15 protein-coding genes and 1 tRNA gene are annotated in these 19,998 nt (G+C 56.1%); 10 read left to right on the top strand and 6 right to left on the bottom strand.

Annotated elements, in window-relative coordinates:
* Positions 1–7 precede the first annotated feature (7 nt).
* Positions 8–919 (bottom strand): LysR family transcriptional regulator, encoded by a 912-nt coding sequence (locus ACF8MC_RS20635; RefSeq protein WP_060439316.1) that lies wholly within the window; start codon positions 917–919, stop codon positions 8–10.
* Between the two features lie 121 nt (positions 920–1,040).
* Here ACF8MC_RS20635 and ACF8MC_RS20630 point away from each other — a divergent pair, with 121 nt between their 5' ends.
* On the top strand, positions 1,041–1,667 hold the full coding sequence (locus ACF8MC_RS20630) for a LysE family translocator (protein WP_049235504.1): 627 nt from the start codon (positions 1,041–1,043) through the stop codon (positions 1,665–1,667).
* A gap of 53 nt (positions 1,668–1,720) precedes the next feature.
* Here the strand turns inward: ACF8MC_RS20630 and ACF8MC_RS20625 are convergent, their stop codons facing one another.
* Positions 1,721–2,968 carry an MFS transporter gene (locus ACF8MC_RS20625; RefSeq protein ID WP_043148337.1) on the bottom strand — a complete coding sequence of 416 codons (1,248 nt, stop codon included), beginning with the start codon at positions 2,966–2,968 and terminating at the stop codon, positions 1,721–1,723.
* A gap of 217 nt (positions 2,969–3,185) precedes the next feature.
* Between ACF8MC_RS20625 and ACF8MC_RS20620 the strand changes: the two genes are divergently transcribed.
* Positions 3,186–4,178 carry an acyltransferase gene (locus tag ACF8MC_RS20620; RefSeq protein WP_060439315.1) on the top strand — a complete coding sequence of 331 codons (993 nt, stop codon included), beginning with the start codon at positions 3,186–3,188 and terminating at the stop codon, positions 4,176–4,178.
* Here ACF8MC_RS20620 and ACF8MC_RS20615 read toward each other — a convergent pair.
* From ACF8MC_RS20615 to ACF8MC_RS20600, 4 genes are all read right to left on the bottom strand, one after another.
* On the bottom strand, positions 4,173–5,096 hold the full coding sequence (locus ACF8MC_RS20615) for a GlxA family transcriptional regulator (RefSeq protein WP_154030186.1): 924 nt from the start codon (positions 5,094–5,096) through the stop codon (positions 4,173–4,175). The two genes, ACF8MC_RS20620 and ACF8MC_RS20615, sit on opposite strands and share 6 nt — an antisense overlap.
* Before the next feature lie 2 nt (positions 5,097–5,098).
* Positions 5,099–5,650, bottom strand: a complete 552-nt coding sequence (locus tag ACF8MC_RS20610; protein WP_033653973.1) for an isochorismatase family protein — start codon at positions 5,648–5,650, stop codon at positions 5,099–5,101.
* Between the two features lie 100 nt (positions 5,651–5,750).
* On the bottom strand, positions 5,751–7,139 hold the full coding sequence (locus ACF8MC_RS20605) for an amidohydrolase family protein (protein ID WP_164105502.1): 1,389 nt from the start codon (positions 7,137–7,139) through the stop codon (positions 5,751–5,753).
* Positions 7,140–7,267: 128 nt separating this feature from the next.
* Complete coding sequence (locus tag ACF8MC_RS20600; RefSeq protein ID WP_060431160.1) at positions 7,268–8,122, bottom strand: LysR family transcriptional regulator; 855 nt, start codon at positions 8,120–8,122, stop codon at positions 7,268–7,270.
* Positions 8,123–8,248: 126 nt separating this feature from the next.
* Here ACF8MC_RS20600 and ACF8MC_RS20595 point away from each other — a divergent pair, with 126 nt between their 5' ends.
* The 8 genes from ACF8MC_RS20595 (at position 8,249) to ACF8MC_RS20560 (ending at position 19,978) form a co-directional block, all read left to right on the top strand.
* The gene (locus tag ACF8MC_RS20595) at positions 8,249–9,448 is read left to right on the top strand and encodes a cyanate transporter (protein WP_164105500.1); all 1,200 of its coding nucleotides are present in this window, start codon (positions 8,249–8,251) and stop codon (positions 9,446–9,448) included.
* A gap of 75 nt (positions 9,449–9,523) precedes the next feature.
* Positions 9,524–10,867 (top strand): esterase-like activity of phytase family protein, encoded by a 1,344-nt coding sequence (locus ACF8MC_RS20590; RefSeq protein WP_164105498.1) that lies wholly within the window; start codon positions 9,524–9,526, stop codon positions 10,865–10,867.
* A 98-nt stretch (positions 10,868–10,965) separates the two neighbouring features.
* Positions 10,966–11,060 (top strand) — tRNA-Sec (locus ACF8MC_RS20585).
* A 242-nt stretch (positions 11,061–11,302) separates the two neighbouring features.
* Positions 11,303–12,517, top strand: a complete 1,215-nt coding sequence (locus tag ACF8MC_RS20580; protein ID WP_098929280.1) for an integrase arm-type DNA-binding domain-containing protein — start codon at positions 11,303–11,305, stop codon at positions 12,515–12,517.
* Between the two features lie 642 nt (positions 12,518–13,159).
* Positions 13,160–13,741: a restriction endonuclease subunit S gene (locus ACF8MC_RS20575; RefSeq protein ID WP_164105496.1), complete on the top strand. Its 582-nt coding sequence runs from the start codon at positions 13,160–13,162 to the stop codon at positions 13,739–13,741.
* A gap of 3 nt (positions 13,742–13,744) precedes the next feature.
* Positions 13,745–15,274, top strand: coding sequence for a type I restriction-modification system subunit M (locus ACF8MC_RS20570; RefSeq protein ID WP_164105494.1), 1,530 nt, complete (start codon positions 13,745–13,747; stop codon positions 15,272–15,274).
* Positions 15,258–16,427, top strand: a complete 1,170-nt coding sequence (locus ACF8MC_RS20565) for a restriction endonuclease subunit S (RefSeq protein WP_164105492.1) — start codon at positions 15,258–15,260, stop codon at positions 16,425–16,427. The genes ACF8MC_RS20570 and ACF8MC_RS20565 overlap by 17 nt, the downstream gene beginning before the upstream one ends.
* Positions 16,428–16,696: 269 nt before the next feature.
* Positions 16,697–19,978: a type I restriction endonuclease subunit R gene (locus tag ACF8MC_RS20560; RefSeq protein ID WP_164105490.1), complete on the top strand. Its 3,282-nt coding sequence runs from the start codon at positions 16,697–16,699 to the stop codon at positions 19,976–19,978.
* Positions 19,979–19,998: the final 20 nt, after the last annotated feature.

The raw sequence follows: 19,998 nt of genomic DNA, 5'->3' as shown, positions 1-19,998 counted from the left end.
AATTCCCCTACCCGATGAATCTGACGGCGGCCTGGCTGACGTCGGGCGTCTGGGCGGTCAGAAACGCCTGTAAGCGTTCGATCAGCGGCCGCTTCGCCGATTCTTCCGGCCAAACCAGATAGTAACCGTCGCCGGTACGCACGGCGGCGTCACAGGGCAGCGCCAATAACCCCTCTTCAATCGTCCGCAGGCTCAGCGCCAGATCGCCGATCGAGACGCCGTGCCCGGCGATGGCCGCCGTGTTGCCCTGTTCCAGCGAATCAAATACCTGGCCGCGCGTGAGATCGATCGGGGCCGCGATGCCGCTTTTTTGCAGCCAGCGCCGCCAGTCGCGCCGATCGGGCGAAGGGTGGATCAGCGGGCAGGCGGCGAGGTCGCGCTGCCCGTCGGCGAGCAGCGCGGGGGCGCAAATCGGGATCAGCCATTCGTCGAACAGTTTGGCGGCGGCGGTGTCGGCGCCGAAGTGGCCGTTGCCGAGCAGGATGGCGCAGTCGTAGGGTTCGCTGAAAAAATCCACGCTGTCGATGTCCATCCAGACGCTGGCTGCCTGCACCTCGAACGCCTGCGCCGTTTGCCGGAACCGGCTCAGGCAGTCCAGCAGCCAGCGCAGGGTCAGCGTGGAGGGCGCCTTCAGCCGCAGTAGATCGCGGTGGCTTCTGAACAGCTCGCAGGCTTGCTCGATGCGGCCAAACCCTTGCTGCAGCTCGGCGGCGAAGATTTTCCCCTGCGGCGTGACCTCGATGCGCGGGCCGTTGCGCTGGAACAGTCGACAGCCGAAGTGCTGCTCCAGCGTTTTGATGTGCTTGCTGACGGCGCTCGGGGTGAGATGCAGCTCCTCGGCGGCCAGCGTGAACGAGCCGGTGCGGGCGGCGCTTTCGAAGGCGCGCAGGGCGTAAAGCGGCGGAAGGGAACTGGCCATCGCGGCGTCTCTAATAATGAGTCTGATTCACAGTAAACGACAGGATTACTCCTTTTTCAAGGCGGGGGCGGCGGCAGGATAATGGCGCGACGCCAACTGACTGAATGTGAGTGAAATAAAGATGAACCTGTCGTTGCTGGCGGCGTATTTCGCCGCCATTTTCTTGCTGATCGCCACGCCGGGGCCGGTGGTGGCGATGGTGGCCAACACTGCGGCGCGCTTTGGCGCCCGGCGCGCGCTGTTGACCGCGCTGGGTAGCAATGGGGCCTCTTTGTTGCTGATCGGCGTCGCCGCGCTGATTATCACCGGGCTGTTCGCGGTGGATATGCGCTTGCTGCAGTGGATAGGCCTGCTGGGTTGCCTGTTTATCGGCCGTATGGCGATCGTCTCGCTGTATGAGGATTTATCCGCGCGAACCCCGGATGCGCAGCCCGTTGCGCCGCCGCAAAAACGCTCGGCGATCCTGACCGGTTTTCTGGTGGGCATCGCCAACCCCAAAGACATTATCTTCTTCGTCGCTTTTTTCCCGCAGTTTATCGCCGTCACCCCCTCGATCGGCGCCAGCCTGACGCTGTTGACTGCACTGTGGGTGCTGGCGGACTTCGCCATCTTGCTGGCCTATATCACCCTGCTGTCGGGAACGGCGCTGCAGCGCGCGCGGCGGGCGATCTCTGTCCTGTCGGCGTTGCTGCTGTTGGGGGTGGCGGTGGTGGGAGCGGGGTATGCGCTGTGGGGGCTGCTCGGCTGAAGCCGCATAAAAAAACGCCGGTCGGGAAACCGGACCGGCGTTTATCGTGGCGTTTAAGCCGCGCCGGTCGGCTGCGGCGTGGGGTCACCGTTGCGGCGTTTGCCGATAAACAGCGCCACCAGCGTCAGCCAGCACAGGCCGCTGATGAGGTTGAACAGGTTGAACAGCCCGCTGCCGCCCCAGACGTAGGCGACCTTGGCCAGTTCGATGCCGATGGTGAACACCATCATGCTCAGCATGCCCATAGTGGCCGACACCGTGCCCTTGCTGACGTTGCTGGAGAACAGCGTCAGGCGGTACAGGCCGGCGTTGGCCAGGCCAATGCCGAAGGCGTACAGGCTCAGGCCGGCGGTCATCCACAGGTAGGCATGGCTGGAGAACTGGGTCGCCAGCGCGGCGATCAGTAGCCCCAGCAGCATCGGGCCCGCGCCCAGCTTGATCAGGCGCTCCACGCTGTTTTTGCCGGTCAGGCGTGCCAGCGTCAGGTTGCCGAGGATCAGCGCGCCGAACACCGGGATTTGCAGCAGGCCGTAATCCAGCGTCGACAGCGACTCACCGCTGATCAGGATCACCGGTGACTGGGCGATCCAGGCCAGCAGCGGCAGGCTGGCGAAACCGATCGCCAAAGCGCCGCACAGGAAGCGGCGGTTGCCCAGCACCTGACGGTAGTCGCGCCACAGGTTGGCGGCGGAAAACGCCTCGCCCTGCAGCGTGGCGGTTTCCGGCATGGCTTTCCACAGGCCGTAGAAGGCGATGGCCGCCAGCGCGGCGAACAGCACGAACATGCTCTGCCACGGCGCGACGTGGATCAGCGCCGCGCCGGCCAGCGGCCCGAGCAGCGGGGCGATCAGCGCCACGTTGGCCATCAGCGCGGTGATCTTGATGCACACCGATTCTTCAAACGACTCCTGGATGGTGGCGTAGCCGACCGCGCCGATAAAGCACAGGCCGATGCCCTGCAGGAAACGCATGGCGATGAACTGCTCGATGGTGGTGACCAACAGGATCGCCAGGCAGGAGACGATAAAGAACGCCACTCCGGCCAGCATCACCGGGCGGCGGCCGCGGCGATCCGACAGCGGCCCGAGCAGCCACTGCAGGAAGATGCCGCCGGCCAGATAGGCGGTCATCGAGGTGGGTACCCACTCTTCGCCGGCGTTGAAATCCGCCACGACGGCCAGCATGCCCGGCTGAATCATATCGTTGCCGATATAAGTGGCGAACTCGAACAGCACCAGACAAAGAGGGAATAAAAGCGCCTGTCGGCCCAAACGTGCCGCAGGTGGTAATGTCGTTTTCATATTATTGTACTGATAGTAAAAGAGAAAAAGGAACTGCCAGGGCGGGAAGCGCAAACTGAGCGAGTTGTGGCGGCTATTTTGCCGCCAATTGTTCACCTTCGCAATCATAAGGTGTTGTTTAAGTGCATTCTGATATTTCGCTTTTGGGTTGTCGCCGAACGCCGTGCCCGATAACCTCTTCTTAACATATCAATATGACACAAGATCGGGCGAGCGTTTGAGCGAGAAAATCGGCTGGATAGACAATCTGCGGGCGATAGCGTGCATGATGGTGGTGATGATCCACGCCACCACCTATTACGTCACCAACGGCGCGGCGATAGGGCTGCACAACTGGGATATCGCCAACGCGCTGAACTCGCTGTCGCGCGTGTCGGTGCCGCTGTTCTTCATGATTTCCGGCTACCTGTTCTTCGGCGAAAAGAGCGCTGGCCGGCGGCATTTCACCCGTATCGCCTGCTGCATTCTGTTCTACAGCGCCATCGCGCTGATCTATATCGCGGCCTTCACCAAGATCGGCTTCTGGCCGTCGCTGCGCGCCATCCTGCAAAAGCCGGTGTTCTACCACCTGTGGTTTTTCTACGCCATTACGGTGATTTACCTGCTGTCGCCGCTGATCAGCGTCAAGCCGGTGTCGCGCCGTTACCTGGCCGCCGCGCTGGTGGTGTTGGCGGCGATCGCCAACCCGAATACCGACAAGCTGACCTTCGGCAATGCGCACCTGCTGCCGGTTAACCTGTATATCTACGGCGATACCTTCTACTACCTGCTGTATGCGCTGGCCGGGCGGGCGATTGGCATGATGGAGGCGCGCGGGCGCGCCGTGGGCTGGCTGGCGGCGCTGGGATTTGCGCTGTGCGTGGCGCTGATCGCGCGCGGCACCAAGCACCAGCTGTTCATCAACGGCAACTTCGCCGATACCTACTACATCTACAGCGGCCCGCTGGTGTTTATGGCGGCGGTGGCGCTGCTGGTGTGGGTGAAACACTGTTTGCCGCAGCCGATCGGCTGGCTGAGCGCGTTCTCCCGCCATTCGCTGGCGATCTACGGTTTTCACGCCCTTATCGTCAACGTGATGCGTAGCCGGCACCTGGATTTCACCGGCCACCCGCTGCTGGATATCTTCTGGGTGTTCGGCGTGGCGCTGGGGCTCAGCCTGCTGCTGTCTGTCGGCCTGCAGCGGCTGGATACCCGCCGACTGGTGTCATAGCGGCGAGCGCTGGCGCTGCTGGGCGCGGCGCAGCTGCCGCCCGGAAGAAAAGCCGGCCGCCAGCGCGGCCTTCTCCAACCCATACCCTTGCTGCAGGCGCTGTTGCGCCACCGCCAACCGCAGCTGTTCATGATACTCCCGCACGCTGATGCCGATGTGGTTGCGAAACAGCCGCGCCAGGTGGCGGCTGCTGACGTGCGCCTTCTCCGCCACCTGCGGCACCGACCAGTCGGCCTCCGGCTCGGCGGCCATCACGTCCTGCGCGCGGTGTACCGCCGGGTGCAGGTGGTTGCGGTAGCGCAGCCAGGGCGACAGCTGCGGATCGTCCCCGGCGCGGCGGAAATAGACCACCATGTCGCGTGCGACGTCGCGCGCCCGGCCGGAGCCGCAGTGGCGGTGGACCAGGTGCAGCGCCAAATCGATGCCGGTGGTGATGCCCGCGCTGGTGTAGATGCCGCGATCTTCGACGAAGATACGGTTCTCTTTCACCTGCGCCGCCGGCGCCTGCCGGCGGATACGCTCGATGACGTCGTGGTGGGTGGTGCACTGATAGCCGTCGAGCAGCCCGGCCTGCGCCGCCAGCAGCGCGCCGGAACAGATGCACACAAGGGTGATGCGCTGCCGCTGCAGATCGGGCCGCAGCGTCGCCAGCCAGCGTCGCGCCTGCTCGGCCTCTTCCCCGGCGAAATAGCGCTGCGAATCGCCGACGCCCGGCAGCACCAGAATGGCGCCGTCTTCCAGGCGTTCGGGCAACGGCTGCAGGCCGCTCAGCGTCATGCCGATGGAGCAGACGATCTGCGGCGCCGGGCTGAGATAACGCAGGCTGAACTGCCCGGCGAGGCGCAGGGTTTCCGCCGGGCCGCTGACGTCCAGCGACAGCACGTTGGGCAACAGCAGAAAATAGACGGCCTGCGACATGGTTACTCCTGTGCGAGTTGCGCCAGCGCCTCATCCACGCTGGCGATGCGGGCGAAACGATCGACCAGTACGGTTTCAGTATGCCGCTTCAGCTGCGCGGGGGTAAAGGTTTCACCGTCGGGATGACGCATCGGGAAAGTCAGCGTCGCCTCGGTGACGAAGGTCACCCGATAACCGAGATCGGACGCTACCCGGGTGGTGGTTTCGCAGCACTGCTCGGTACGGATGCCGGAGACGATCAGGTGGTTGATATCCCGCTCGCGCAACCAGGCGTCGAGGCCGGATTCGGTCAGCGCATTGTGTACGTGCTTATGCACGGTGATATCCGCCTGGTGGGTGAGGAACGGCAGGCGCTGCACATGGCCCGAAGCCAGCGAGAACGGCCCCTGCGGCGAAACGTGCAGCACATCGACCAGCGCTGCGCCGCGTTGTTGGCAGCCCACGATCAGGCGCGTCAGCGCCTGCTGAAACGCCGGCAGATCGTCCTCCTGCCAGAATGGACGGTGCTGGAATGATTGCTGGACATCGATGATCAATAACGCGCTCTGTGACATTTTCGGCCCTCCGCCAGTATGTGTAGCGACCATCTTGCGCCGCGCCTTACTCTGGCAGAAGGCCAAAAACGGCCATCATGATGACAACAGCGGACCGACCTTAGGCTTTGCTCACCTGGCCGGCCACCAGACGCCCCTGATGGAAGGTGGCGCTGCGCGCCGGCAGGCGGGCGACCGCCTCGGCGGAACAGCTGGCGTTGACCAGCACGAACTCGGCGGCATCGCCGGCTTTTGGCCAGGCGCGCTGGCCCTTATCGTCCAGCGGCAGCACGCCACCGGTGGAGATGGCCATGGCGCGCGACAGGTGATACTCGTCGGAGCCACGGTACAGCTGGGCGTACAGGTTGGCCTTCTCCAGGATGTCGCCGGTGCCGAACGGCGACCAGTGGTCGATCACGCTGTCGGTGCCGGTCATCACGAACACCCCTTTCTCGCTGAGCTGCGGCAGCGGCATCATCAGGCCGCCGATCGGCACCGTAGAGGCGATAGTGATCTGCTGCGCCGCCAGCCGGGTGGCGGTTTCCGCCAGTTCGCCCGGCGTCAGCGTGGTCAGGGCGAAAGCGTGGCTGATGGTGACCTTGCCGCGCAGCGCCGGGTTTTGCTCCACGGTGGCGATCATGTAGTTGATGGCGGCGACCCCGGCCGGGCTGGTCTCATGCAGGTGGATATCCACGCCTTTGCCGGTATCGAGGGCGATCTGGAACATGGCGTCCAGCGATTGCTCCATCGCGCCGTCGACGTTGGTCGGATCCAGCCCGCCGACGTACTGCACGCCCATCTGCATCGCTTCGCGCATCAGCGCATCGACTTTGGAGTGCAACAGCCCGTGCTGCGGGAAGGCGACGATTTCACAGCTGAAGTCCGCCCGGTGGTTTTCCAGCGCGCGCTGCAGGTGCTCCAGGCTTTTCAGGCCGCTGACCGGATCGATATTGCAGTGGCTGCGCGCCACGGTGCTGCCCTTGGACTGCAGCAGGGCGATCAGGTTTTCCGCCCGCTGCTGCGAGGTGGGCAGCAGTTTCGGGATCAGCGTCTGCTCCAGCGCGATCATGTCCATGATGGTTTTGCCCTGGCGCGGGCGCGGCGCCTGCCACGGGCCGCTGTAGAAGGTTTTGTCCAGGTGGATGTGCATGTCGCGAAACGCCGGCAGCAGCAGCTGGCCCTGCGCCTTATAGCGGGGCACGCCGGTGGGCAACGCGGCGTTGGCGGCGTGAATGGCGGCGATCTTGCCGTCTTTGATCTCCAGCGTGTACAGCGCGGTGCGGGTGCCGATCACCGTTTCGCCGTCGTATTCAAAGCCGTCTTCCAGCCGCACCTCGCTCAGGCAGTAGTGGCGATCGGTCAGGGTCATCGGTGCCGGTGCGCACTGCCCGTCGCCCGGTGACGCGGCCTGCGCCATGCCACCCGTCAGGCCGATCACCGCGCAGGCGGTGGTAAGTTTGCCGGTTTGGCTGAGGAAGGCTCTGCGGCCCGGTTGTTGAGGGGTTTCCACGTTCGGTTCCTTAATCCAGAGGTGAGGGATGAAAACATCCCCCAATTTAGGAGAGGAACCGGCCGGTTGGCAGTGACATTTGCCACTGGTGACTATTCGATTTGGTAATGATCGGCGTGTGCCGGCGTTTATATCAACCCGCAAAACACCGCCAGCCGCTGGGCCAGCGCCAGCGTGGCGGCGGGGGCGCCGTCGCGGTAGTAGAGCGCCAGTTCGAAGCTGTCTATCGGCGGCAATCCTTCGGCTTCGCCCAGCACCCGATGCGTGGGCAGACGGCAGCCGGCCGGCAACAGGGTGACGCCCAGCCCGGCGGCGGAAGCGGCGGTCAGCGCCGCCAGGCTGGCGCTGCTGTAGCCGATGCGCCAGCGTTTGCCGAGGTTGTCCAGCGCCTGGCACAGCTCGTCGCGGTACAGGCCGCTGAGCGGAAATACCGCCAGCGGCACCGGCGATTGCTCGATGGCCGGGAAGGCCTGGCTGTCCAGCCACAGCAGCGGTTCCGGCCGCGCGGCGCGCGGCGGTTGCCGGCGGCGCTGCTTCACCAGGATCAGATCCAGCTCTTCACGCGCGTAGGCGCTGTGCAGATCGGCGCTCAGGCCGCTGGCGACGTCCAATCGCAGGTGCGGGTGCTCGCGGCTGAAGTCGGCCAGCAGCTCGGTGGTGGGCACGGCGAAATCCTCCGGCATGCCGATCCGCAGCACGCCGTCGCGCCAGATGCCGGTCAGCGCGTCGTGGGCCTCTTCATTCAGCGCGATGATGCGGCGCGCGTAGCTCAACAGCTTGACGCCTTCTTCGGTCAGCAGCACCTGATGCGAGGAGCGCTCAAACAGCGGCTTGCCCAGCATCTCTTCCAGCCGGCGCACCTGCTGGCTGACGGTGGACTGCGACAAAAACACCCGCTCTGCGGCGCGGGTGAAGCTGTTGCTGTCGCATACGGCGACGAAGCTGAGCAGCAGCTGCGGATTGAACATCGGGTAGCGATTCATTTTCCCACTGTTGGCTATTTTATTATTTAATTTCCCAATACTAGCGGCGTTGCCTACAGTAACGCAACGCTGCGGCGATCGCGCTGTGACGCCGCACTCTTCATTTTGCAGTACCAGGAATATACCGTGTTAAATCATTCTGTTAATTCACCTTCTTCGCGCCGCTGGTTCAACCCTCTGCTGCTGGCGCTGGTGTTGATCGGCCTGAACATGCGGCCGCTGTTGACCTCGATTGGCCCGTTGCTGCCGACGCTGCGCCAGGCTACCGGGCTGAGCTTTGGCGGCGCGGCGCTGCTGACCACGCTGCCGGTGCTGATGATGGGCCTGATGGCGTTGGCGGGGGGCGCCATCAACCGGCTGTTCAGCGAACGCAGCGCTGTGGCGTTGAGCCTGTTGGCGATCGGACTGGGCGCGCTCTGGCGCGAGCTGGCCCCCGGCAGCGTGCAGCTGCTGATGAGCGCGGTGCTGGGCGGGCTCGGCATCGGGGTGATCCAGGCGGTGATGCCCGGCATCATCAAGCATCATTTCCTCAACAGCATGGCGCTGGTGGCCGGGCTGTGGTCGGCGGCGCTGATGGGCGGCGGCGGACTGGGCGCGGCGATCACCCCGTGGTTGATGAGTGCGGGGCACGACTGGCACAGCGCGCTGGCCTGGTGGGCATTGCCGGCGCTGGTGGCGCTGCTGGCCTGGTGGCCGGTCAGCCGCGGGTTGTCGCGCCTAGGCGCGGCGGGAGAAAACCGCGAGCCAAGCCTGCTGCGCAACCGGCGCGCCTGGCTGCTCGGCGCCTATTTCGGCCTGATCAACGGCGGCTACACCAGCCTGATCGCCTGGCTGCCGCCGTATTACATGCAGCTCGGCTGGCAGCCGCAGGCCAGCGGTTCGCTGCTGGCGCTGATGACCTTCGGCCAGGTGGTGGGCGCGCTGCTGTTGCCGGCGCTGGCGCGCAATCATGACCGGCGGCCGCTGCTGCTGCTGGCGCTGATGATGCAACTGATCGGCTTTATCGGCCTGATTTACCTGCCGCAGACGCTGCCGTGGCTGTGGGTGTTGGTTTCTGGGCTGGGGCTGGGCGGCGCGTTCCCGCTGTGCCTGGTGCTGGCGCTCGATCACCTGCACCAGCCAGCGGCGGCCGGGCGGCTGGTGGCCTTTATGCAGGGCGTCGGCTTCCTGCTGGCGGGCGTGACACCCTACCTCTCCGGCCTGCTGCGCGACTACAGCGGTGGCTTCGTGCTGGACTGGCAGATCCACGCGCTGCTGGTGGTGGTGCTGATCGCCATCACCTGGCGCTTCCACCCGCACAGCTACCGGCGGGCGTTCGCCGAATAATATTTCTGTCATTGCCGCTCCCTATAGTGACGTTGCTTTTACTTCTGGGCGATAACAACGAAAAGGGACAATGACATGCACAACACCAAAACCCGGCTGGCGCTGCTGGTCGGCTGCATGGCGCTGAGCGCCAACCTGTGGGCCGAGGCGCAGCCGGTACCGGCGACGCTGGCGGGGCATGCGCTGCTGCCGGTGAAATCCACCGTTTCCACGCCGAAGGACGCGCCGAGCGATCTGCAGCTGAGCGGTAAGTACACCAGTGGCAAACGCGTCACCGAGCTGGGCAGCGTGGCGGGCAAATCCGCCGATCGCCTGACCGGCCTCGGCCTGCCGATCGAAGGCCAGCCGCTGCAGGGCCACTCAGGCATCAAACACATGCCCGACGGCACCTACTGGGTGCTGACCGACAACGGCTTCGGCAGCAAGGCCAACTCGCCGGACGCCATGCTGTATCTCAACCACTACAAGATCGATTTCAAAGACGGCACGGTAGCGCCGCTGAAGACGGTTTTCCTGCACGATCCGGATAAAAAGGTGCCGTTCCACATCATCAACGAGAGCACAAAGCAGCGTTATCTGACCGGCAGCGATTTCGATCCGGAAAGCTTCCAGTTTGCCGACGATGCCTTGTGGATCGGCGAAGAATTCGGGCCTTACCTGATCAAGGCCGACCTGAACGGCAAAGTGCTGGCGGTGTTCGACACCCAGGTGGACGGCAAGGTGGTGAAATCGCCGGACAACCCGACGCTGACCCTGCCGGGCGCGCCGGACGGCAAGCAGAACTTCCAGGTGGCACGCTCCAAAGGCTTTGAAGGCATGGCCGCCTCGCCGGACGGCAGCAAGCTGTATCCGCTGCTGGAAGGGGCGCTGTGGGACGGCGAGCAGTTCGAGAACGTCGGCGGCAAACGCTACCTGCGGGTGCTGGAGTTTGACGTGAAACAGCAGGCCTGGACCGGCCGCAGCTGGCAGTACGTGCTGGAAGACAACCAGAACGCCATCGGCGACTTCAACATGATCGACGCCACCCACGGGCTGGTGATCGAGCGCGACAACGGCGAAGGCACGCCGGATAAAGCCTGCGCCGCAGGCGCGCCGACCGACAACTGCTTCAGCCAGGTGGCCAAGTTCAAGCGGGTGTATAAAATCGCCTTCTCGGACGCCAACGTCGGCAAACCGGTCGAAAAACTGGCCTATATCGACCTGATGAACATCCAGGATCCGAACAAGCTGGCGCGCAAGCCGCTGAACGACGGCGTGCTGACCTTCCCGTTCTTCACCATCGAGAACGTGGACGTGGTGGACGCTAACCACATCATCGTCGGCAACGACAACAACTTCCCGTTCTCCTCCAGCCGCCAGCCCAATATGGCGGATGACAACGAGTTCATCCTGCTGGACGTGAAGGATTTCCTGAAGTAGCGCTCCCCGGCCGCCGAATCGCCAGCGGCCGCCATTTCCCGCTTAGCGCAGCGAACAAACTGCGCTATAATCAGCGCCTTGCTTCTTCTCTTCTCCAAGGAAGATCCTCGTCCCCGGTGGGGCGGCCGGACTTCAAATCCGGTTGGGGCCGCCAGCGGTCCTGGGCAGGTTCGACTCCTGTGATCTTCCGCCAATCAGTATCTCTCTGACTCTCCTTGACTCAACTAATTCTCCGTAATTACTGGATTTAACGCTTTATATTGTCTCTGTAACTCAACGGGGCTCTACCCACATCAACGCAATATTGGGGGTGCTTTAGGGGGTGCAAAATTGTATGCTCTTTTTTGGCACCCCCAGACTATGTGGTAACCCCTGATTCCTCTGACTTGGCTGTGCCACACATACACCGCTGCTTATATTTTCAATGGAGATGCTATGCCACTAACGGATATCAAGGTGAAAACGGCTAAGCCGATGGATAAGGCTTACAAGCTAACTGACGGTGGCGGCATGTATCTGCTGGTCAAGCCGAATGGTTCGAAATACTGGCGACTGAAGTACCGTTTTGTCGGCAAGGAAAAGATGCTATCGATCGGCGTTTATCCGGATGTTTCTTTAGCCGATGCACGTCAGAAGAGAGACGAAGCGCGCAAAATCTTGGCTGCCGGTGGCGATCCTGGTGAGGTGAAGAAGGCGGATAAGCTGGCGCAGAAGCTCTCTACTGAAAATACGTTTGAGGCTATTGCCCGAGAGTGGCATAAACAAAAGGCCGATCGCTGGTCGTTACGCTATCGTGATGAAATCATTGATACCTTCGAGAAAGACATATTCCCTTATCTTGGCCGACGCCCGATAGCTGAGATTAAGCCAATGGAGCTACTTGAAACGCTTCGTCGCTTGGAGAAGCGCGGTGCGCTGGAGAAGATGCGCAAAGTGCGCCAGCGCTGCGGCGAGGTGTTTCGCTATGCCATTGTTACCGGGCGTGCGGAATACAATCCGGCTCCCGATTTGGCGACTGCCTTGGCAACGCCAAAGAAAACCCATTTTCCCTTCCTTACCGCAGAAGAACTTCCCTATTTCATCAAGGATCTGATCGGGTACACCGGTAGTGTAATCACTAAAACGGCGACGCAAATTATCATGCATACGGGGGTGCGTACGCAGGAACTACGCTTTGCGCGTTGGCAGGATATCGACTTTGAGAAGCGTCTCTGGGAGATCCCCCCTGAAGTGATGAAGATGAAACGGCCCCATATCGTTCCGCTGTCAGAGCAGGTTGTGGAGCTGTTTCAGTCGCTGAAGCCGATTACCGGCATGTATCCGTTGGTATTTGTTGGAAGAAATGACCGGACAAAGCCGATCTCAAAGGAAAGCGTTAATCAGGTTATTGAGTTACTGGGTTATAAAGGGAGGCTGACAGGACACGGCTTCCGCCACACGATGAGCACGATCTTGCACGAGCAGGGGTTCAACTCGGCGTGGATAGAGACGCAGCTTGCTCATGTGGATAAGAATGCGATTCGCGGCACGTACAACCATGCGCATTACCTGGAGGGAAGACGGGAGATGATGCAGTGGTATGGGGACTATATTGATGGGCTTGCGAGTGCTGGAAACGTACTTGCTGGTTCGTTTAGCAAAACGGCATAAAATTTTTTTTACTTCAGCTAGGTACTGGGAAAGGAGGTTTTTTTATTTGCTAAGTTCAATGAAAAAATATTTTTTCAGCAAAACAGCTAGTTATAGGCAATTCTTTTTTTATTCATCGCTCTTTTTGATGGCTAAGTGTAACAGGGTGTCCATCTGTAGAGGTGGTACTGTAGATAAAATGCTATTGACGATACTGTTTTTTTATATCATGATGCTTCTACCAACTCACTTTTACTGCGGTAGCAGTCGTACAGACAGTGATGTGAGTGGTGCGACAGGCGGCAACCTGTCGCGTTGACTCAAACCCAAAGCGTCTAAAACTAGGATCGGAGGTCGTACCTATGGCAGTTTATCAAATTTCTTATGATCTGCAAAAGCAGATTATTACACTTAGTGTAACAACTGAATCACACCCGGCAGATCTTGATGCTAACCCCGTAACTCTACATGGTTCATTGCCGCTCACCAAATTGCTGAGGAAATTCGCGAGGATGTTCTGGTTATGGTGGTGATTTAGTAAAAAGAGTTAAAGTGGCAGGAGTAGGCACGGATTATCCATGAAAGGGTTTTAAAATCCCCTGGCCGTTGAATCCTCACCATACGAACAGTGCATCAGGAATGATGCACCTACCCGAGGTCTTTATGCCAGCAACGTTAATAGAGTTAGGTGATATTGCTACAATCCGGTCTGGCTATACCTTTCGAGGGGCAATCGAGCCAGTATCTGACGGGGATGTACGCATATTACAAATTAAGGATCTTGAGCAGGATTGGCAGGGAGATCATGAGGCTTTACCGGCGATAAGCTGGGAGCAGCGTGTTGCACCACCTTTCCTCAGACAAGGCGAAATCGTCGTTGCCGCTAGAGGTAACCGGAACGTCGCGGTTGTCTATCGTAGTGAGATCCCTGTGGTAGCTACCAGCCAGTTTCTAATTGTCACTCTTCGAAGAAAAGAGTGTGAGATCGCTCCAGAATATCTGTGCTGGGTACTTAACCATCCCGTGACACAACAAATGTTTAATCGCAGTGGTACAAACATTCAGCTCATTACTAAAGCAGCATTGCTGGATGTGGAGATTCCTGTTCCATCTGCAGGTACTCAGCGACAACTTATTGAGCTCCAACGAGTCTGGCAGGAAGAAGATAAAATTATCAGTAAGTTACAAAAAAATCGCCACCAGCTTGAGCTTGGTATTTTGCAAAAATTACTTAAGGATAAATAGGTTATGAGCAACAAAATCGATCAAGACCGTATTAACCGGGTGCTGTGGGGTGTATGCGATATCTTCCGTGGCACCATCAGTCCTGATACCTATAAAGACTTTATCCTTACTATGTTGTTCCTGAAATATATTTCTGATGTATGGCAGGATCACTATGATGGGTATAAAAAAGAGTATGGCGATGAACCGGAACTGATCGAAGAGATGATGAAGAACGAACGGTTCGTTCTGCCAAAAGAGGCCAGTTTTTATGCGCTTTACAACCGCCGTAATGAACCTGGTAACGGCGAGCGTATCGACGAGGCGCTTCACGCCATTGAAGAAGCTAACGGTAACAAGTTGAAAGATGCCGGGAAAAGCGTTTTCCAGGACATTACTTTCAACACCGATAAATTAGGTGAAGAGAAGCAAAAGAACGGGATCCTCAAAGACTTGTTGCTGGAGTTCGCTGATCCAGAACTGAACCTTAAGCCTAGCCGCGTGGGCGGATTAGACGTAATCGGTAATGCGTATGAATACCTGATCGGTAAGTTTGCCGCCAACAGTGGTCAGAAGGCGGGTGAGTACTATACCCCACCGGAAGTGTCTGAACTGATGGCGGAACTGTTGGATCCTCAACCTAGCGACACTATTTGCGATCCAGCCTGTGGTTCTGCATCCTTGTTGATGAAATGTGGCCGTAAGGTAGTACAGCATCATGATTCTAAACAGTATGAGCTCTATGGCCAAGAAGCCATCGGCTCAACCTGGTCGCTGGCGAAAATGAACATGTTCCTGCATGGAGAGGATAACCACAAAATTGAGTGGGGCGACACCATTCGTAACCCCAAACTGCTGGATAAAAATGGCGATTTAATGCTGTTTGATGTGGTTACCGCTAACCCACCGTTCTCGCTCGATAAGTGGGGGCACGATGACGTGGAAAACGATAAGTTTGGTCGTTTCCGTCGAGGCATGCCGCCAAAGACTAAGGGTGATTACGCCTTTATTCTGCATATGATTGAAACCATGAAGCCGAAAACCGGGCGTATGGGCGTGGTGGTTCCTCATGGCGTGCTATTCCGTGGTTCTAGCGAAGGAAAAATTCGCCAAAAGTTGATTGAAGAAAACTTACTTGATGCGGTGATTGGTTTACCTGAAAAGCTGTTTTATGGCACGGGGATTCCTGCTGCAATTCTGATCTTTAAAAAGCAGAAAGTAGACGATAACGTGTTATTTATCGATGCTAGCCGTGAGTTTGAACCGGGCAAAAACCAGAACAAGTTAAGCGTGGAAAATATTGCTAAAATCGTTAAAACCTATCGTGAGGGTGATAACGTCGATAAATACGCTTATCTCGCCAGTCTACAGGATATTCGTAACAACGACTACAATCTGAATATTCCCCGCTATGTTGATACATTCCAAGAGGAGGAGGATATCGACCTTATGGCAGTACGTGCAGAGCGCGAACAGTTAAAAGCCCAATTAAGCAAACTAGAAACAGAGATGGCTGCATATTTGGAGGTGTTAGGTTATGGCTCGCGAGCTTGACGTAACTGCTATACCTGCGGGCTGGAAGTATGATCTGCTCGATAAGTTTGCAGAGAGATGCAGTGGTCATACACCGAGCAAGAGCCATCCCGAGTATTGGAATGGGGGGATTAAATGGATTTCACTGACAGATAGCTATCGTTTAGACAAAGGCTATGTATATGCGACCGATAAGGAAATCTCACAAAAAGGTATTAATAATAGCTCAGCAGAACTACATCCTGCTGAGACAGTAGTGTTATCTCGCGATGCAGGGATTGGGAAGAGCGGAGTGATGGCTGAGGCCATGGCTGTAAGCCAGCACTTTATCGCTTGGAAGTGTGACAATAAGGAAAAATTGAACAGTTGGTTCTTGTATAATTGGCTTCAATTGAATAAGGCTGAGTTTGAACGACAAGCTGTCGGATCAACAATTAAGACTATTGGGTTACCTTATTTTAAGAAGCTGAAGATTGCAGTTCCGCCATATTCAGAGCAAAAAAAAATCGCCAAAATCCTTTCTACCTGGGATAAGGCGATTGCAGCCACTGAGAAACTGCTTATCAATAGCCAGAAGCAGAAAAAAGCATTGATGCAAAAATTGCTTACAGGCAAGAAGCGTTTTATGGGGTTTAGTGGGGAGTGGAAACCGGCTCAATTACGTAATATAGCGAAAGTAGTTAAAGGGAAAGCATTAAGCAGCAAAGATTTGATTGAGGGTGAAGTGCCTGTTATAGCGGGTGGAAAAAGTAGTCCTTACAAGCACTGTCATTTCACTCATGAAAATGTGGTAACAGTAAGCGCTAGCGGGTCATATGCAGGTTATGTTGCCTACCATCCTCATAAAATCTGGGCTTCTGACTGTTCTGTTGTTGTTGCAAAAGAGGACTCTTCTATTGGGTATATATTCCAGTTACTTGTATTTATGCAAGAAAAAATTTATTCATTGCAAAGTGGTGGTGCGCAACCTCATATTTACCCAAAAGATATTGAAAGCTTACACGTTTTAATTCCTCCTAAAAGGGAGCAAGAGAAGCTCTCTATTGTTTTGACAATTTGTGACAATGAAATAGAAACTTTAAAACAACAACTCAATCACCTAAAACAAGAAAAGAAAGCCCTGATGCAACAACTGCTCACCGGTAAACGTCGGGTGCAAACGGAGGCGGCATGACGGATAAGCATCTACGGCAAGCTCCGGAGGGTGAGTTCCTGTTGTTTCAAAGCGAAGATGGTGCCGCTATCAGTCAAATATGCTGTGGCTTACTCAGGCATCAATGGCTGAGCTATGTGATAAGGGGGTTCGTACAATTAACGAATATCCGATCAACACCATTGCTAAAGGCGAACTTGCTCGAAGTCGAACTATCCAAAAATTCCGGATGGTTCGTCAGGAAGGAAATGTCAGGTTTCCAGAGAGATAGAGCACTATAAGGGAGTATAATGAACACCCAATATGCCCCAAAATTTCAGGAAGAATACAGTGCTAAGCTTCCGGCTTTGGCGCTGCTGAATAACATTGGCTGGTCTTACCTTTCTCCTGAAGAGGCTCTGGCTGCCCGAGCAGGCAAACCCGATCAGGTTGTATTGACGCACCTGCTCAGGGAGCAACTGGCAAAGCGTACTTTTACGTTTGGTGGACAGGAATATTCTCTTTCTGACAAGGCTATTGATAATCTGATTGCTGAAGTCAACAGCCCGGCCCTGAATCAGGGCTTACTCACTGCCAATGAGCGTCTCTATAACCACTTGATATATGGGATTTCCGTTACCGAGTTTATCGATGGTAAAAAGGCGAACCCAACCATTGCCTTAATCGATTGGCATCATCCAACGAATAACAGCTTTGTCTTTACCGAGGAGTTCACGGTAACGCGGGCTAACGGTGTTGAATCACGTAGACCAGATATCGTCTGCTTTGTGAACGGTATTCCACTGGTGGTCATTGAGGCCAAACGTCCGGATGGTAATGCTAAAAAGGCGCCAACCATTGGTGAAGGGATATCACAAACTCTCCGCAATCAGCGGCACGATGAAATTCCACGCCTGTTTGTCTACAGCCAGTTGCTGTTGTCGATTAATGGTCATGATGGTCGGTATGGTACCTGTGGAACATCGGCTAAATTCTGGGCCGCCTGGCGTGAAGAAGATCTCTCTGATGCTGAAATGTATGTCATCAAGAACCAAAAACTTCTGCCTGAACAGCTAGATAAGTTATTTGATCATCGGCCAGTAGCGGCCAGAGACTGGTACCAGGGTTTGGTAGCTGCGGGTGAGTTGGCCGTTACCGGGCAAGATAAGCTGTTAATCAGCCTATTGTTGCCTGAACGTCTGCTGGATATGGTTCGCTTTTATACGCTGTTTGATAAAAAAGTCGGCAAGGTTGTTGCTCGCTATCAGCAAGTTTTTGGCATCAAACGCTTGATTGAGCGCATCAATACCAAAAGACCTGATGGTAGCCGTGAAGGTGGTGTTATTTGGCATACCACCGGTTCGGGTAAATCGTTGACGATGGTATTTCTGAGCAAAGCGCTAATCTTGCATGAAAGCTTAAAGCAATGCCGCATTGTGGTGGTTACCGACCGCGTCGATTTGGAAAACCAGCTTAGCCGCACCTTTATCTCCAGTGGAGAGCTCTCCGGGAAGAGAGACAAGTCAGCGGCGATCGCGACATCCGGCAGGCGTTTGGCAGAGCAGATTGGTAAGGGCACTGAGCGTATTATCTTCTCGTTGATCCAGAAGTTTAATACCGCGATCAGGCAGCCTGAATGCATCAATACCAGTTCAGATATTATCGTGTTGATTGATGAAGGCCACCGTAGCCAGGGTGGTGAAAACCATATCCGCATGACGCAGGCGTTGCCGAAAGCCGCATTCGTTGCTTTTACTGGTACTCCATTGCTGAAAGATGATAAAACGACCAATAAATTTGGTTCTATCATCCATGCTTATACGATGCAGCGAGCAACGGATGATAAAGCCGTAACGCCACTACTTTATGAAGAGCGCATTCCCGATCTGGATGTGAATGAACGAGCTCTCGATAGCTGGTTTGAGCGAATCACCGAAGGGTTAAGCGACCAGCAAAAAACCGATCTTAAACGCAAATATTCCAGTAAAGGGCAGATCTACACCGCAGACGATCGTATTCGTCTGATTGCATTAGATATTGCCAATCACTTCGTAAAAAACATCGATGAAGGATTAAAAGGTCAGCTTGCTTGTGACAGTAAAGCCGCTGCCATCAAGTACAAGAAATACCTGGATGAGGTCGGGCTTTTTGAATCCGCGGTGGTGATCAGCGCCCCTGATACACGTGAAGGCAACACCGAAGTTGATGAATCTACCGCACCTGAAGTGGTTAAATGGTGGAAGGAGAATGTCGGTCAACAGGATGAACAATCCTACACCAGAAATGTGATAGACCGCTTTGATAAAGACGATTCGCTGAAATTGCTGATCGTGGTCGATAAGCTGCTAACCGGCTTTGATGAGCCCAAAAACGCTGTGCTTTACATCGATAAGCAGCTTAAAGGACACAACCTGATCCAGGCGATAGCACGAGTTAACCGTTTGCACCCTAAGAAGAAATTCGGTCTGCTCATAGACTATCGTGGCATTCTTAAAGAGTTGGATACCACCATAGAGAAGTACCAGAAACTCGCATCCCGCACACAGGGTGGCTATGAGATTGACGATCTCGCCGGGCTCTATAATCAGATGAGCACCGAATACAAACGTTTACCGCAGCTTTATAAAAACCTGTGGGCGATTTTTGACGGTGTGAAGAACAGGCAAGATACCGAGCAACTGCGTCAGGTATTGGTGCCACGCATTGAAGAAAAAAATGGCGAACTGGTCGATGTGCACCTGAAAATACGTGAGGATTTCTACGAGGCACTGACTGAATTTGCCAGTTGCTTAAAAGTTGCATTGCAATCAGCCACTTTCTTTGAAGACAAGAGCTTCAGTGAAGATGATCGCCGTCATTACAAAGAGACGGTGAAGCAGTTCTCCAGTTTGCGCCAGTTAGTGCAGCAAGATGCTGGTGAGCGTATCGACTATGATGAATATGCCGAGCAGGTCAAAAAGTTACTCGATAAGCATGTTGTTGGCGTAGAAGTTCGTGAGCCTGATGGTGTTTACGAAGTAAACAAGATGGGGCAAGCGCAGCCAGAAGAGTGGAGCGAAGATAAAACCCGTAACGAAACCGACATCATAAAAACGCGTGTTACTCGTATGATCGAGCAAGAACTGCGTGATGATCCTTATGCGCAGGAGGCGTTCTCTAAGCTATTACGGCAAGCTATTGAAGAAGCTGAGAAGTTATTCGAACATCCGCTCAAGCAATATATGCTTTTCCGGGAGTTTGAAGAGCAGGTGCAGGAACGCCGCTTGAATGATATTCCAGATGCATTCGCCGGCAATCACCATGCTCAGGCTTACTTTGGCGTATTCAAGAAGATTTTGCCTGAGGTCTTCTCGATTACCGATTCGCAAGTTCAGGATAAGTGGATAAAACTGGCGTTTGATGTGGATCGTTCAGTTGAAACCTCGGTGGCAGAAAACTCGATAAACCCGCAGAACATTGAAGCAGATATCAGGAAAAAGCTGCTGCCATTAATGTTTAAAGAATGCAAAGCCATTGGCGGCGGTATGGACCAGGCGAAGAAGATCGTCGAGATGATTGTACAAATTACCCGTGTCGGATTGAGTGGAGTGTAAGCTGTGCCCATTCACGCGCA

This window comes from Serratia sp. LACPHL-BACT-2024-00286, assembly GCF_043109535.1.
In the GTDB taxonomy this organism is placed as follows: domain Bacteria; phylum Pseudomonadota; class Gammaproteobacteria; order Enterobacterales; family Enterobacteriaceae; genus Serratia; species Serratia sarumanii.
This window is presented reverse-complemented; position numbering and strand designations above follow the sequence as displayed.